Annotated in this window: 6 protein-coding genes; 5 read left to right on the top strand and 1 reads right to left on the bottom strand. The window is 48.9% G+C overall.

Annotated elements, in window-relative coordinates:
• Positions 1-5433: a LamG-like jellyroll fold domain-containing protein gene (locus ACFQZR_RS01730; RefSeq protein WP_379342286.1), complete on the top strand. Its 5433-nt coding sequence runs from the start codon at positions 1-3 to the stop codon at positions 5431-5433.
• 74 nt (positions 5434-5507) lie between these two features.
• Here the strand turns inward: ACFQZR_RS01730 and ACFQZR_RS01735 are convergent, their stop codons facing one another.
• Complete coding sequence (locus ACFQZR_RS01735; protein ID WP_379342288.1) at positions 5508-7796, bottom strand: helix-turn-helix domain-containing protein; 2289 nt, start codon at positions 7794-7796, stop codon at positions 5508-5510.
• A gap of 237 nt (positions 7797-8033) precedes the next feature.
• On the opposite strand from ACFQZR_RS01735, the gene ACFQZR_RS01740 reads away from it, so the two are divergent.
• The 4 genes from ACFQZR_RS01740 (at position 8034) to ACFQZR_RS01755 (ending at position 17639) form a co-directional block, all read left to right on the top strand.
• A complete protein-coding gene (locus tag ACFQZR_RS01740) occupies positions 8034-9023 on the top strand; it encodes an ABC transporter permease (protein ID WP_379342290.1) in 990 nt (329 codons plus the stop codon).
• 20 nt (positions 9024-9043) lie between these two features.
• On the top strand, positions 9044-9949 hold the full coding sequence (locus tag ACFQZR_RS01745) for a carbohydrate ABC transporter permease (protein ID WP_379342292.1): 906 nt from the start codon (positions 9044-9046) through the stop codon (positions 9947-9949).
• 227 nt (positions 9950-10176) lie between these two features.
• A complete protein-coding gene (locus ACFQZR_RS01750) occupies positions 10177-11766 on the top strand; it encodes an ABC transporter substrate-binding protein (RefSeq protein WP_379342295.1) in 1590 nt (529 codons plus the stop codon).
• Between the two features lie 119 nt (positions 11767-11885).
• The gene (locus tag ACFQZR_RS01755) at positions 11886-17639 is read left to right on the top strand and encodes a beta-N-acetylglucosaminidase domain-containing protein (RefSeq protein ID WP_379342297.1); all 5754 of its coding nucleotides are present in this window, start codon (positions 11886-11888) and stop codon (positions 17637-17639) included.
• Positions 17640-17658 lie beyond the last annotated feature (19 nt).

The following is a 17658-nucleotide window of genomic DNA, read 5'->3' on the forward strand; positions in this document are numbered from 1 at the left end:
TTGAAAAAATTAAAACGAGCAGTGGCTGGCTTGCTAAGCATGGCTATTGTCCTGTCAATGGGCGTGTCGCCTGCGGCAGCATTACAGCAGCAGAACTCGTCGGCGGATGCCGCACCGCAGCAGCTGACGATCGCCTCATACAATATCGCTGCCAATCAGAGACCTGATCTAAAGAAGATTGCAGATCTACTGCGAGCACACAACGTAGACATTGCCGGATTTCAAGAGGTGGATGTGTATACGTCCCGAAACAATACAGACATGCTGGAAGTGATTCGCGACAAGGGGGCTTTTGCTGCGAAATCGTTCCGAAAGAATATTGATTACGGCGGTGGGGCATATGGCGTGGGCATTGTTACCGATTATGCAATCGTTCAGGAAAGTGGTGCAGCTCTCGAGTCCGGCAGGTACGAGGGCCGCGGCTACCAGCGCGCTGAGATGAAAGTTGGCGACAAAACGATTGCTGTTTACAATACGCACCTGACATGGGAGGATCAGAACATCCGCCGTGTGCAGATGGAAGCGGTGCGCAATGCAATGGAAGCCGACACGGCCGAATATAAAGTTCTGACCGGCGACTTCAACGCACAGGAGAATAACGACGAGTTTGACTTGTTCCTGCGGGAGTTCAATATTGCCAACGGGTATAAGGGAAAGTGGATTGACACCTACATCCCGGAGGATGCGAGCATGCAGACGCATGCGATTGACAACATTATCACAACGCGCAATATGCGTGTGGTCGAGGTTAAGGCCGATGATGGCGTGGGTATTGGTTCGGACCATCGTCTACTGGTGGGGAGGTATGAACTGCTGGATGAATCCGAAGTTTCAACCCAACTGCTGGATAAAAAGCTAGTTAAGGCTAAGGCGCTGCTGCAGAAGACCAACTTATATACTGAAAAGTCGCTAGCCGCGCTGGCGGAAGCTGTGAGTAAAGTAGAAAGCGCTACCAATACCTCTACGCAGGATGCTGTCAATAAAGAGGTCGATGCGCTCGAGGCTGCAATCAAAGCTCTGGAGCCAGTACCGGCTGATATGGTCGCGCACTGGTCATTTGACGGGGTCGATCCGCTTAAGGATCAGACCGGACGAGGCAACGACGGTAAGGCGGTCGGTAAAGTCGCTTATGAGAAAAGCCTGCCCAATCTTGGCCAGGCACTTTCGACCAAGGATGGCTTTGTGTCGGTTGCCAAAATGACCGAAGATCTGAAACTTGGAACGGATAATTATTCGGTCGCATTCTGGTATAAGGCGTCCAATCCGGGTACATGGTCGGCCGTGCTCGGCGATAAGGACTGGAACAGTGGCGGTAATCCCGGCATGGCTGTCGTTCAGGGCCAGGGGCAGTTCTATACTACCTTTGCGCCGGCTAATAAGAGCGCGAGATACGAGAACATCGTTCCCGGTACGGCAGGGAAGGTTTACGACGGTAATTGGCATTACGTTGCTGCAACGCTGGACCGTTCGGGTGACAGCCTGCTGTATGTAGACGGCAAGCAGATCGCGACCACCTCGTTGAAGAAGGCGAAAGGCGAGTCTGCAACCACCAGCCTGCCGTTCAACATCGGTGCGGATGGTGCGGGCGGTTATCGCATCAATTCACTAATTGACGAAGTCAAGGTCTATCGTGTAGTACTTACACCGGAAGAGATCGTACAGGAATATGAGGCTAATCGTAACAATTCGCAGGATATGATGAAGGATGCGGTAGCTAAAGTAGAGAAGAATCTAGCCAATATGGTGATCGATCCGGCGACATCGACCCAGATGCCGGAGTACACATTGGCAGGTGGAGAGATCACAGCCAAGCTGTTTGCCAGTGAAAATGATATCGTGATCAATGACAAGGGCAAGATTCTTCATCAGCCGCTGGTCGATAAGAAGGTACAGATCACCTATGTGGTAAAGAACACGAAGGATGGTAAGGAAGAATTGGTTCAGAACAAGTGGATCACCGTCAGGGGTTCCGGCACCACCGGTTCAAATCCAATGCCAAAGGTTGTCCCGTCCCTACAGGAATGGCGCGGTGAGAACGGCGGCACGTTTGCACTAAAGGAAGGATCGCGCATCATTGTTTCGGCCACTGAAAGTACAAAACTGCGTAAGGCTGCCGAAATTACGAAATCGGATATTAAGGAATTATTTGATCTGAATGTACATATTTCCGAAGATGCCCCACGCTCAGGCGACATTGTCTTGACAATGACCCAAGCAGAAGCGAACCTCGGTGAGCAGGGCTACACGATGGAAGTAGGCGACTATGTTACCATCACAGGCAATGCCTATCGCGGCGTCTTTTTTGGTACTAGAAGTGTCCTGCAGGGAATACTGACATCGGGTAACCAGACCATCGCAAAAGGGGTGGCAGCGGACTATCCGAACTATGAAATACGTAAGTTCATGCTCGATATCGGCCGTAAATACTTTCCTATGTGGTATTTGAAAGACGTCGTGAAGTATGCTGCCTGGTATAAGTTTACCGATTTTCAGGCGCATCTGAGTGAAGATACTTTTAATAATTATAGCGCATTCCGTCTGGAATCGAAGATCCCGCACCTGACCAGTACAGACGGTCATTACACCAAAGAGGAATACCGTCAGTTCCAGTATGACGCCATGGACTATGGCGTACGCATCATCACGGAGATCGACGGTCCCGCACATGCGCGGCAGTTCATCAATCTGGGTAAGTATCCGGATTCCCCTGAGAAATATAAGAATCTGGGTATGGATGCGACGCACTTTGACCTGAGGGCTAACGGTGCAAGACAAAAGGTTTTTGATCTGATGGACGAAGTGCTGGAAGAGTATCTCGGCGGCACGGATCCAGTCATTGTAACGGATGCATTCGATGTCGGCATGGACGAGTACTTTGGTGACAAAAATGATCTACGCGCCTATGCTGAGCATATGTACGATAAACTGATGAACACCTATCACGTGCAGCCGTTTGCTTGGGATTCGGATGCTTCACTTCGGAATGAGGCGTATCCAGATCTCCCTACAGAACCGATTATCAACTTCTGGAAATGGGAAGAAGTGACGGGCGGCGTTAAGGCCTTAATGGATCAGGGTCATCGAATTGTAAACGGCGACCATCGTTGGTATATCGTACCAGGTGGCCAGATAGGCTTCTCGGATTTTTTAGATCAAGAGCGTCTGTATCGTGAGCTAAACGCGGGCGATATGACCGGCTGGTACGGCGGTGGCATGGTATTCCCGGAAGGGCATCCGAACATCATTGGCGGCACCAGCTTGATCTGGAACGATCGAGGCATGTTCGCTGGCTTTACGGTATACGATATCTTTGCAAGACAGCAGAGCCAGATTCCGATATTCTCACAGACCTACTGGTATGGACGCGAAGAGGGAGAAACCTATGCGCAATTCAAGGAAAAGGTCGATACGGTCGGTGTCGGTCCAGGCTTGGATAACTTGAATAAAGCGATCAAATCGAACGGTAGCCTGGTCTATGACTTTAATATGGAAGAGCTGGACGGTATAACGGTTCGGGATCAGTCACCCAACGGCTATGACGCTACCGTGACCAACGGCACACTGACTGATGGTATCGAGGGAAAGCAGTTGACCTTTCGTGGCGACGGTTATCTGAAGGCGAAGCATTCCGCACTGAAATGGCCGTATACCGCGATGTTCGATCTGACGATCGATGAGGGGCAGACGGGAGATATCACACTTTTTGAAGAAGAAATGCCGGTGCAGCAAGGCGCTATACAGAGCGGCAAACCAACCGGACATGAAAAACGGTCGATTACGCTGAAGAGTCAGGGCGATGGCACCTACGCCCTCACCTATTCCCGTGAAGCCTTTACCTTCAAGCATGATTATACCTTTGAGAAAGGTCGCGCTTATCGGATCGCATTTGTATCGGATGAAGCCAAGCGGAAATCTGATTTTACTGATTTTGAGCAGACCAACAAGCTGTATGTGAACGGTGAACTGGTCTCTACGTTGTATGGCCCGAAAAAGCCAGAAGACTTCACTGGACAATACTGGTGGGTAGATTCTCCATCACTGAATATGCCATTGGAGAAAATCGGTTACGGTCTGGTTGGCAGCCTGGATAATTTCAAGCTGTATAATTATGTCATGTCCGATCAGGAGGTCAAGGAAGCAGCAGTCGATTTTGGCGGTTCCACAGAAGTTGAAGATAAGAATATCGCGTTGAATAAGCCTACGACTGCATCTTCTTTCAAAAACAATAGCATGATTGCTGCAAATGCAACAGACGGTAATTTGGGAACGCGCTGGGGCTCCAACTATAGCAGCAGCAACAATGAACCTAGCAAAACAGAGTGGCTCAGGATCGATTTGGGCGATGAGTATTCCCTGCGTGAAGTCATACTCCATTGGGAGAAAGCATACGCCGAAGAATACCAGATTCAGGTTTCTCTGGACGGTGAAACCTTCAAGGACGCCAAAATGATTACCAATGGCAAGGGTGGCGAAGAGACTATCCTTCTGGACAATATCTCGGCACGTTATCTTCGTATTCTCTTCACCAAGCATCATCCCTCTGAGGACAGCTGGCAGTGGAACTACGGTTATTCTCTGTTCGAAGTAGAAGTCTACCAGAGCCAGCAGAGAGATTTGCTGCTGCTTGCAGTCCAAAAAGCAAAAGAAGCTTTGGGAGCGTACCAGCCTGGCAATAATACTGGTCAGATACCTGAAGCTCGTTATAAAGAACTGCAAGACCAGATCAAGCAAGCGGAAGATGCCGCCAAAGATCTCGCTCTTACAGCAGACGCTGCAAAGGCACATCGAGCTGCTATGCAGAAGATTATAGACAACATTGGGGACGAAGTGATTCAAATCGCCGTCAAGCTGACAGGCCCTGCTTCGGTATTACAGGGCGATTCATTTACTGTACGCCTCGGTCTGAAGCAGGTGCATGAGCCGATCTTTGCACAAGATATGCTGATTAAGTACGATCCGAACCTCTATGAATTCAAGGACGCGCTTGCCATGCGCGAAGGCATGACGGTCTATCAACAGCCATCGCAGACACCTGGACAAATTCGCTTGATCATCGCAAGTCTGGGGACAGACCATGCGATTGCTAACGATGCGGATGTGGTAGAGCTGAAGTTTGCAGCGAAGCAAGTATCACAGAAAGCAAGTGGATCGATCGCGGTGACGAGCGCAACGATCGGGGATGCGCAAGGACAAGAGAGCAATGCGCTTCCTGCATCCGTGACCGTCGAAGTGACAGCGTCGACTGAATTGCCTGGCGACGTCAACCACGACGGCAAATACTCGATCGCCGACCTTGCCATCGCAGCGGCTCATTACGGCATGACCCAGCAGCATCCAGATTGGAACAAATACAAATCTGCCGACATGGACAGCAATGGCGTGATTGATATTGTTGACCTAGCGGCGATTGCGAAGAAAATTATTGAAGCTTAGCAACATCAAAAAACCGTTCGGACTAATGTTTAGTCCGGACGGTTTTTCTCATTCAACCATCAATTGATTTCCGATCAACTCGTCTCTTGTGCCTCTTGTTGATCGTCGCTTTTGATCAATACTTTATATTGCGTGAGTGATAGGCCGAAATGCTTCTTGAACAGCGTATAGAAATAATTCAAATCTTCCCAGCCGCATTGCTCCAGAATCTCTTTGGTCGACAAGTTGGAATCGTTCAGCAATTGTTTGACACGAGCCATTCGAATCTTTGTAATGTATTCGGCAACGGATTCGCCTGTCGACTCTTTGAAGACTCTTCCCAAATAAACGTTCGACATTTGGAACTCCTCGGCAAGGATGCTTAGATTCAGGTTTTTATCTTGGTACTGATCCTCTATCAATTTCTTAATACGATCCACGACGATTTTGCGTTTGTTATGTTTTACGGCGTCTGCAGTCAAGACGATTTCGTTAAACAAAGATTCGAACGTCTGATGAATCTCTTCAACCGTCTCGAAATAGTCTATTTTGGAAAAAAACGTGTGAAACGCGTTCGATATTCGTGAATTGTTATTGTTATCTGCAACGGAATGATAGGAACTGCTGATCATGAACATGAGATGGATGTAAGAGGACAGCATCGTTTCGTAGGGCGCGTCAACCAAAGCTTGAACAAATTCGTCAAAGTACTTTTTGACCTTATCCAGATGTCCGAGTCTGAGCGAATCCAGCAGCAGCTTAACCTTTCCTTCAGGGAAAGGCGACGGTTCTGTGCGGATCGAAGATCGAATGGCTGGCGTAAGAATGCTGCCATGTCCGGCAATCATCCGGTACAACGATATAGCGAACGTATCAGAATATGCCTCGCTAAGCAGGGCGCGGGACTCGATGGGCGCGCTGACGGCGGCAGAAATCGAGAAATTCAAATATTCCTGTACCAAACTTTGGATGTTCTGCACTAGGGTTAGAATATCTGCCGACTCTTCTTCTTGACCTGAGGATTCCAGGAGCAATACGAGCTTGTCGGCATCCATTTCAACCACATCGCCGGTCAAATGACCGGACAGCGTCGTTTCCATGATGTTCGCGATGGCGTATTTCAGCAGACTGCGCTCTCTCTCATTATACTTGTCCAGAAACATTCGATAATGATCCAGACGAAATACAATGATCCGAAGGGGTCCGGCCAGATTCGTCTTGATGCCGAGCTCCGCCTTTATAGATGGCAGTTCTGTATGGCTCACATCCTTATTCCCCAGCAACCGATCCTTCAACCAATGGTTTCGTAAGGATAGACGTTGATTCCGCTGTTTCTGCTCCCATTCATCGCTCTTCAGACGAACAGTTTCAATCAGCTTTCCGAACGGAGAATAGATCGACTTGGACATGATGAGGGAAAAGAGAAATCCCAGGAGCAGCACGATGATGCTGATGAATAGGGTTGAGGACTTAACTGCATCCACTGGAGACATGAATGTTTTGTCTGAGATCCGGCTAATGAATTTCCAATTCAACGCTTGTGAAGACACGAAAGCAATAGTATAGGATTGGCCGTCGATATTTGTCTTAAAGGTGCCCGAAGAATGATCTGAAGCAATTACGGATTGAACATACGACTCATCCCGAATGTTTTGCAGAAACATTCCTTCTGAAGCATGATTTACGACAGTTCCATTCGAATCGACCACGATGATATCGTTCTCTGCAGCTTCGGTTTTGTTATCTAATGAAGCGATAAGCTCACGGAGGGCATTTGACTTAATATTAACAACGACCGCTTCGCTGAGATGTTTACCAGCATCCATCTGGAAAGGCAGGATGTACGAATATACGTTGATGAATTCTGAAGAAGAATTTGCTTTTGGAATTATGCGGGCGATCGGCATGGTGGACAAATTTTGGCTATCCCACTTCTGTAGCAGGTTGATAACATCCTGATCGTAAAAATGATCCGTGGAATAGAATCCCCCATCCTCCGTCGAGGTGATTCGGTCTAATGGGAGAGAGATGGTATATACCGAATGCACGTAATCATTTGTGACGACGAGCATATCCAAATTTCGCAGAGCGTTGTCTAGCACCATCTTGTCTTCGTTTTTTTGATAAAGGAGGTTGGAAATGTTAGGTCCGACGATGACGGATGACATGAATTTATGCGCCAAATTATCCATGTAATTCATGCTGTAGCTAATCTGATTGAGCATCGATGTTCTCAGCCTGTTCTCGTTAGCTAGAGAAGCTGTACTGTAATTGCGATACAAGAGGGCGGACAGACCGAGGATCAGAATCGTGACGGTGATGGTAAATGCCAATAGCAATTTCGTATATAAACGATTAGATTGCAAATTGAATGGAATAGACATACCAGGCCTCCTTTTGTCTATGACATTCTTTCTACATTCGAATCGGTATTCCTGCGGATGTATCCCTAATTCATGTAGGAAATTCAAATATTATTGAAAAGTATAAATTTTAAAGACCGATCATCGCGAGTTATCAAAGGAAAATATGCATTTCTCTGTATAAAAAGAATCTATGAGCGATTATTGTGAAGTTGAAATCGAAAATAACAAGACTGTTAGGAAAGAAGGAGTGGGTATATGAATAACAACATGTCGGCTATCCCAGCTGCACAGAAAGGAGTCAAAAGGACCGGACTCCTAAACAGGGGCATTTTTTTGCAAGAAATGGTCAAGCGTTGGCCGTTCTATCTTATGCTTCTGCCGGGACTACTCTATATCTTCATATTTAATTACTTGCCAATGTTCGGAGCGGTCATCGCATTCAAGGATTATAACCCTGTGAAAGGGGTATGGGGGAGCGAATGGATCGGGTTTAAAAACTTCGAGTTTTTCTTCAAATCCGATGCTGCGTGGCGGGTCACCTTCAATACGATCTTCTATAACCTGATCATCCTGGTGCTGATGACCGCCATCGCCGTCTTGTTCGCCATCCTCTTGCAAGAAACGGGCAGCAAGGTGCGGACAGGCATTTATAAAAGCGTGATGCTGCTGCCGTTTTTTCTGTCTTGGGTCGTGGGGGAGTATCTTGTATACGCGCTGCTCAACCCGGATCAGGGTCTCGTCAACGGCATTCGGGCCTCCTTCGGGCTCGAGTCAATTAACTGGTACAGTGAACCGGTCTATTGGCGGTTTATTATGCCTTTAGCTTATTTGCTCAAGCAAGTCGGATATACTTCCGTCATTTACGTAGCGGCCATTACGGGTATTTCGTCGGATTATTATGAAGCAGCGGAAATCGACGGCGCCAGCAAATGGATGAAGGCAAAGTACATCACGATACCGCTCTTAATGCCGGTCGTCTTCATTATGCTGCTTCTTTCGCTCGGGAAAATTTTCAACGGCGGGCTTGGGGATTGGGGTGCGTTCTACAATCTGCCTCGGGAATCGGGTATCTTATTCTCGACCACCGACGTCATTGATACGTATGTGTTCCGGTCGCTGCGCACCGTGAACGATATCGGGATGTCTTCCGCCGTAGGCTTGTATCAAGCGGTTGTAGGATTGATTCTGGTACTGATATCCAACTATCTGGTCAAAAAATATGATTCCGACAGTTCATTATTCTAATCTGGCTATGAGGGAAGTGTGTGAAGGTGATAACGTTGAAGTTGAAACGTGAAGGCGTATTTTCAAAGCTCGTGATCAATTTAATGTTCATCGTGTATAGTGCGATGTGCCTTATTCCCGTGTTGTTGGTGCTATCCATCTCATTGACGAATGAGAAATCGTTGCTCACCGACGGTTATCATTTGATTCCGAAGGAGTTCAGTCTGATCGGTTATCAGTATGCATTCTCCGGCACGACATCCATATTGAACGCATACAAGATAACGATTCTCGTAACGGCCGTCGGCTCCATTCTTCATTTGCTCGTGACCTCCATGATGTCCTATGCCATTTCCAGAAATGAAGTGAGGTACAGAAATCAGGTTGCGTTTCTAGTATTCTTCACGATTCTGTTTAACGGAGGACTTGCTCCTTACTATATTCTCGTGACAAAATACCTTCATCTGAAGGATTCGCTGCTTATACTGATTATCGTGCTGCTCGTATCCCCAGTGCATGTGCTCATCATGCGGAACTTCTTTAAGGCGTTGCCTGATTCCATCATTGAATCGGCCCGGATCGACGGCTCGGGGGAGTTCATGACTTTTTTCAGGATTGTACTGCCTTTGTCTACACCCGTGCTTGCGACGATCGGATTATTCATATCCATCGCCTACTGGAATGATTGGTTTACCAGTGCATTGTTCATCGAGAACAATAAATTGTATACGCTCCAATATTTGCTTCAGTCCCTAATGACGAATATCCAGTACTTGATGAGCAATGAACAGGCATCCAAAGCAATTGAGAAGTCGATCGGCATGCTGCCGGGCGAAAGTGCCAGAATGGCGGCCACCATGCTGTCCATCGGGCCAATCATCTTGATGTATCCCGTATTGCAGCGGTATTTCGTCAAGGGGCTCACACTTGGCGCCGTTAAAGCCTAGAAATCCTATTTTTCAAGAAAAGTATCCATTTTAAAGAACTGGAATTCGCGATTTATTAAAGGAAAATACATTTTTTCTTGTATACGCAAAGTTCTTGGTCTACTACGATGAAAACACATCCCGAGACTGAAACGCTAAATAAACCGGGGGGAGTGACGTCGGTCTAAGGCAGTAGAAAAAGAGCATGTTTTTGATGGATTAAAAAAAGAATAAATAGGAGGACTCATATGCAACCATTTAAAAAACGTATTCCTTCCGTCATTGCCGGCTTACTCGTTCTATCTCTTACACTTGTCGGATGCGGAACCGGCAGCGAACCGAACACGAACTCGAAAGTCACCGAGAACCAGACGACACAGGAGTCAGAGAAGAAGACGGAGGAGCCGGTCGAATTAACGTTCTATATTGCCAATTCCCCAGTAAAAGACATGGATCGCATTCTGGAAGCAGCCAACAAGATTATCAAGGAAAAGATTAACGCCACGTTGAAGCTGGTTGTTACGGACTGGAGCGCCTATCCGCAAAAAATGAACCTCATGATCTCGTCGGGTGAATCATTTGATCTTGCATTTACCGGAAGCTTTGGAGAACTTAATTATTTCCAGAATGCCTCCAAAGGCGCTTATCTCGACATTTCCGATCTGCTCGACAAGTATGCTCCCGTAACGAAGTCAAGAGTACCGGAAAGTATTTGGCAGGGCGTGAAAGTCAATGGCAAAATTTACGGATCGATTAACTATCAAGTCTGGGGCATGGCGGGAGCGAAAGGGGTACAGCTGCGTAAGGATTTCGTCGACAAGTATCAATTCGATTGGAAATCGGCCAAGTCATGGAATGACTTAACGCCGTTCTTGGATGCCGTGAAAAAAGGAGAACCGGGTATCATTCCTTGGGAATACAGCAACCAAGCCGACAATTTTGCAGATATGCCAATCATGTATGGTATGGATTCGGTAGCTGACAATAAGATTCCAGGCTGGATCCGGATTAATGATAAGGACATCAAGGTGTTCAACCAGTATGAGACTCAGGAGTACAAGGATTACCTGAAAACATTCAGAAATTGGTATGTGAATGGCTACATCAAGAAGGATGCCGCAACAATGAAGGATTACCTTCCGGACAGGAAAGCAAAACGAGTTGCAGCCTTATATGCGAATCCTTATCCTGACCTAGTTGACATGCCTGAGCTAGAGGTCCAATCTTTTATGTCCCAAGCGCCGGCGGAGGATAAGGTATACAGTGTTTCGAAACGGTTTACCGAACCGTTTATCCCAGCGAATAGCCCTTCAACTGCACTCGTCGCCGTTGGTGCCAACTCGAAGCATCCGGAGAAGGCTGTTCAATTGATCGAGTTAATCAATACCGATAACGCTTTGTTCCATCTATTAGCTTTTGGTGAAGAAGGAAAGGATTACAAGAAGATTAGCGATAAACAAATTGAAATGATCAAGGATATGTATAACTTCAACTGGAGCGAATGGGAGATCGGGCAGTCCTACGGCAGGATGTTGTGGGATCAAAATGCCAATGTGGAACTTTCAGAAAAGATGCTTAGTATGATTTACGAGGCTGACAAGACTGCGACGGTATCCCCTGTGATGGGCTTCGTATTCGACTCGGAACCGGTGAAGACCCAAATCGCCAATGTCGATGCGACACTGAAGGAATATCTATATACGCTTGACTCGGGTTCGGTTGATCCGGACAAATACTATGCGGAATTCATAGACAAACTGAAGAAAGCCGGAGCTGACGATGTCATTGCCGAGAAGCAAAAGCAGATCGATGAATGGAAAGCTGCGAACGGCAAGTAATAAGTAATATTCAATCATAGAACCAGATTTGAAAGCCCCCTCAAACAATATTGAACGTGTTGAGGGGGTTCATTTTCTTTATCAAGTTATCTCATGAACTGAATCTAAGGAGGATTTCCATGGAGATCAGGGTTAGGGGTAAAATCAATTTCGCAATGCTTTGCATTCTCTTGTTAATCGTGAACATGTTCCAAGCAAATACCGTGTCGGCGGAGACGACAAATATCAATCTAGCGCTCCAGAAACCGGTGTTCGAGAGCGGCCATGACAGTAGTTTTATAAAGGAAAATCTTGTTGATGGGAATACTGGCACACGCTGGGCATCCAGAGCGGGCAATACACCCGAGGTGTATGCATCCTGGATTTATGTCGATCTGGAACAACCGTACCGGATCAACAAAATCGAGGCGGCTCTCGAAAGATATCCTACGGAATATAAGCTGATGGCGTCGAGCGATGCCGTGCAATGGACGGAGATCGTGGCGAAGGTGCGTGAGGACAGCGCCAACTATTCGTCGGGAGGAACGGACGCCTTTGAGTTTGCAACGCCCGTCACAGCGCGCTATGTGAAGTTTCAGGGCGTACGGCCTCGTCTGAACGCGGACGGCACGCTGAACAAATGGGGGTACTCGCTGTATGAGCTTCGCGTGTTTCAAGCGCCGCTTGAGGACAGCGACTACGTAGCGCTTGCAAAGCAGAACGTAATGGTACCCGAGCACGTGTTCAATAATTTCAATCTTCCGCTGTCCGATCCGAACGGCGTCAGTATCACATGGACGTCGAACAGCAATGCCATCGCGATTGACGGCGGCAGTGCTACAGTGACAAGAGGCGAGCAGGATCAAGCCGTTACACTGACCGCGGTCTTTTCGAAGAACCATACGTCGGATACGATGAACTACTCGGTTGTAGTACGGGGCAAAGTCTTAGGCCAATATACCTTTTATCCAAAGGTGCACAATAGTGCCTACGGCGACGGCGCGATTCAGCTTGCGGGAAAAACGATCCATCTGGTGATGGAAGAGGGCGTCAGCGAGAATACCGCAGCTAAAGCGCAAAGCATTTTCGAGAAACGGGGATTCACCGTCACGAAGGCGGGGTCGACGGACAGTATCGACGTACTGATCGGCATCGACAATGGCAAGGGAGCCGATGAGGAATATTTAAATGGAAAATTCGATCCGGCGGTTTCGGTGAAGAAGGATGAAGGCTATGTACTCAAGACCTCTGAAGCGGACCTGGTCATCGCCATCATGGGCGCCGACAACAGCGGCGCGTTTTATGGCGTCACCACTCTCGATCAGATCCTGGAGCAGGCAGATGGCGTGTTGACCGACGTGTTGATCGAAGATTACGCGGATATTAAGTTTCGCGGCTTCATCGAAGGCTTTTACGGCACGCCATGGTCGCACGAGAATCGGAAGGACTTGATGGCGTTCGGCGGCGACTTCAAGATGAATTCTTATCTGTACGGGCCCAAAAACGATCCATATCATGCGGCGCAGTGGAAGGATCCCTATCCGGCCGACAAGCTCGCCGAGCTGAAAGAACTGGTCGACAAGGGGCTTGCGACCAACGTTGAATTCGTCTGGGCAGCCCATGTCGGCGGCAAGATCAATCTCGGCTCGGAAGCCGACATCCAGGCGCTCAAGAACAAGTTCGACCAGATGTACGGTATCGGCGTCCGGCAATTCGCCATTTTCTTCGACGATTCCGCGACGAACAACGATCAGCTCGTGAGCTTCATCACGCGGATGGACAGCGAGTATATCAAGCCTAAGGGCGATATCAAGCCGATCATCTTTTGCCCGCAGTATTACCGCAAGGACAGCGGCAGTCAGTCAACGATCAATTACCTGCAAAATATAAGCAAGTTCCCAAAGGACGTTCAAATCATGTGGACGGGCGATAATGTCGTCTCGCCGATTAAGCAGAGCGTCGTCGACTGGGTCACGCAGTATATCGACAGACCGGTCTATATCTGGTGGAACTATCCGGTTAACGATCTTGGGCGCGCAGGCTATGTCCATATGGGTCCTTCGAAGGGGCTGAACGCCGGCGTTAAGAATATCTCCGGCTTTGCCTCGAATCCGATGAATCAGGCGCAAGCATCCAAGGTGTCGCTGTTCAGCGTCGCTGATTATACGTGGAACACCGACGAATATGATTATGAGCAGAACTGGCAGGATTCGTTCAATTATATCATTCGGGATAATCCGAAGGCAGCGGGCGCACTGCGTATTTTTTCGCAAAACGCATCGCATGGATTGAACCCGTTCGACGCGGGCGAATCCCTCTACCTTCTGCCTCAGATGAATGCCATTAAACAGGCTTTTGCAGGCGGCGAGGACATATCGGAATCTGGCGCGTCTCTGGTTCGGGCGTTCGAAGAAATCATCGGTGCCGTAGACACGCTGAAGGCCTATACGGGCACGCACGGCATCTCGGGAGAACTCATGCCGTGGCTGGACAAAATGCGGAAAATCGCACAGGCAAGCAGAAACGCCGTGCAGCAGCTGGTGGAAATGAGAAAAATCTCCACGGATGATCCAGCATCCATTCAGGCGGCCATGCAATTGCTTTCCGAGCGCAGAGAGGAGCTTAAAACAGCGGTATCTGCGGGCAAGGTTGTTGCGCAGAAAGAGATTGTTCCCTTTACCGAGGAGATCCTGAACCTGCTGGAAACACAGCTGATGGAGACGCTCTCCCTGCCGCTGAAATGGCTTGGTTTCGGCAGCACGACCGCCGACTACGCGAAGATGCTGGACGGCGATATGACGACCGCTGCGGTGACCGACTCGGGCGCGGTGGTATCCAGCGGCGCGTACTTCGGCGTGAATCTGGGCAAGAACACGCATATCGATAATGTATCGATCGTGATGGACAATACAAGGTACTATAAAAAGGGCACGCTAGAAGCGTCAATGGACAACAGAACCTGGACGGAGGTTGCAGCATTCGATACGAGCACGGTCTCTGCGAAGGGACTTGGCATCAACGCCAAATTCCTGCGTTACCGTGCGACGGACGAGTTCACGGACGTGAACACCGGATCGCCTAACCGCGGCTTATCCGTCATGGAGTTCCAAGTCAACGTGGAACAACCCGCGACGATCTATACCAATGTACCTGCGCTGAAGGATCAGGCGCTGACCTATAACGGCGCTTCCGCGCTACTTCGAAATGTCTCAGGGATCATGCTGAATCCAGGGGATTATGTTGGATTCCAATTTAACAAGCTGAAAAACGCACATTCGCTGAAAATCGACGAGGGCCTTAAATTTCTGACCGCCGAGTACTCGGCAGACGGGATGAACTGGAGCGCGATGCCTTGGTCGGACCCACACATCACGGCTGCGAAATATATCCGCGTGAGCAACGCCTCCGAAGAGGCAAAGACCTTCACGCTTGCCGAGCTTTCTGTTAAATTCGGCGGTTCGCCGTCCCTGTCGGCAACGGCTCAGAATCTCAGCATCTATGAAGGCAACGTGGGCAATATGGTGGACCGCAATCCATCCACGTATCTATGGCTCAAGCCGTCTTCGGGCAGATATTTTATATTCGATCTAGGAAGCGAGATCCCGGTTTACGACATGCTGATCAACTCCGATAAGGACTTGGTATCCTCCGGTACGATTGAATTCAGCTCGGACGGAATAAACTGGCGGGACCCGATTACGTTCAGTAATGCGGGAAGCATCAATATCGTCGACTGTGGGGGTAAATTGGCACGTTATTTGAAGCTCACCGACGGCGTGCAGAATAAGTGGCTCAAGGTTCACGAGGTCGAGATCAATAAAAACGTCAAGGAGGATACTTTTGTCCTCTCAGGGAATCTGAGCGGCATGGAGAAGCTGCTTGATAAAGATATTTTCAGCTATGTTGATGTGGGTAATGCTGCGGGAGAGATGACGTACAACAATATCAACGCGCCAGGCGCAACGAATCTGATCCTGATGAAAAACGAGGGATCGGAAGTGAAACTGATGGTCAAAAAAGCCACGCAGGCTGCCACGGACTGGATCGATGTCGGTAAATTTACGGGCATGTATCAGAACATTGATCTACACGCCTATGCGCCGGTCAGCGAGTTGAAACTGAAATGGGAGAAGAATTCAGGTTTGCGTCTTAACGAGCTTTATGTCGGCGGAGGAAAAGTAATGGCGGATAAATCGGCATTGCATACAGCAATCGATGTGGCACAAGCGAAGCACGATGCGGCAGTCGAAGGCAGCGCGCCGGGCGAATATGCACTAGGCTCGAAAAAGACACTGCAGACAGCGATCGACGCAGCGAAGGCTGTCTACGACAACGCAGCGGCAACACAAGCGCAAGTGGACGATGTGGTGACTGCGCTGGACACAGCAGTAGCGACGTTCGAAGCCAACAAGGCAGTCGCATTAACGGATTATAAAGCCATGTGGGGCTTCAATGGCAATGGCAACGACAGCAGTCCGAATGGGTTCAATGCAACGTTAAAAGGCGGGGCTGCATACAGCCAATCGGATAAGAAGGAAGGTACATCCTCGCTGAGCCTGAACGGCAGCGGTAGCTATGCGAGTGCTAGTCTGGTGTCGACAAACGTGGACAATATAACGTTGTCGGCATGGGTGAAGTGGAATGGCGCAACGACAAGCGGCCAGCAGATTTTATTGAACGGCACGACTTCTGCCAGCGGATATTCCATATTCCTTGATCACGGGAAAGGCGATAAGGTATCCATATTGCTCGGGGGTAAGGCTGTCTTGGGATCACAGACCGTTCTAACGGTTGGGCAATGGACGCATATCGCTGCGGTCAGACAAGGCGGAATGTGGAAGCTGTATATGAACGGCAGCAGTATAGAGATTACCGATAGCTCATCCGCACCGAATACACCAACAACCGGAACATATATCGGTAGTAACCAGTCAGGCAACGAGAGCTTTAATGGGTTGATTGACGATGCCAGAATTTATACGGCTGCGCTGTCTGCCAATCAAATCAAGGAGCTTACAAGTCAGGCGGAAGCGTTTACTCTTAGTCTGAACCAACCGTCCTACAGCCTGATGATTGGCGATACGCTGCCTACGGTCGTTACCGCGACATACAGCGATTCAGGCGCGGTGAAGGATGTCACTTCGTTAGCCGTATTTACGACTGCGGATGGGAAGATCGCCTCTGTCGATAATAGAGGCGTGTTGACCGGGGTAGCGGAAGGAAGCACGACAGTCAGCGCATCATACGGCGGAGAAACGGTGACGGCGCAGGTTCATGTAACAAAGCGTGACATGCAGCAAACAGCTGTGAAACTGATAGGTCCGACTTCGGTCTTGAAAGGCGAACCGTTTACCGTGCGCCTCGGTCTGAAGCAGGTGCATGAGCCGGTTCAGGCTCAAGATGTGCTGGTTCAGTATGATCCGAACCTCTATGAATTCCAAGATGCGGTTGCAACGCTAGAAGGTATAACGGTCTACAAACAGCTGGCACAGACGCCGGGACAAATTCGCTTGATTATCGTAAGTCTGGGGTCAGACCATGCGATCACAACCGATGCGGAGTTGATAGAGTTGAAGTTTGTAGCGAAGCAAGTACCGCAGAGCGTTAGCGGGTCGATCGCGGTTACAAACGCTACAATAGGGGATGCACAAGGTCATGAGAGCGAGGCCCTTCCGGCGTCCGTGACCGTTGAAGTGACGGCAGATCCTGAATTGCCGGGCGACGTCAATCACGACAACAAATACTCGATCGCTGACCTTGCCATCGCAGCGGCTCATTACGGCATGACCCAGCAGCATCCGGATTGGAACAAGTTCAAGTCGGCGGATATGGACAGCAATGGTGTGATCGACATTCTTGACCTCGCGGCGATCGCTAAGAAAATTATCGGATAGGAATTACGAAGGAATCGTA

Source organism: Paenibacillus sp. GCM10027629, from assembly GCF_042676425.1.
Classification (GTDB): domain Bacteria; phylum Bacillota; class Bacilli; order Paenibacillales; family Paenibacillaceae; genus Paenibacillus_K; species Paenibacillus_K terrigena.

Bases quoted from the DNA above. Each gene is read 5' to 3' on its own strand.
- ACFQZR_RS01735 (WP_379342288.1), bottom strand. From the start codon at position 7,796: ATGTCTATTCCATTCAATTTGCAATCTAATCGTTTATATACGAAATTG.
- ACFQZR_RS01740 (WP_379342290.1), top strand. From the start codon at position 8,034: ATGAATAACAACATGTCGGCTATCCCAGCTGCACAGAAAGGAGTCAAA.
- ACFQZR_RS01750 (WP_379342295.1), top strand. From the start codon at position 10,177: ATGCAACCATTTAAAAAACGTATTCCTTCCGTCATTGCCGGCTTACTC.
- ACFQZR_RS01755 (WP_379342297.1), top strand. From the start codon at position 11,886: ATGGAGATCAGGGTTAGGGGTAAAATCAATTTCGCAATGCTTTGCATT.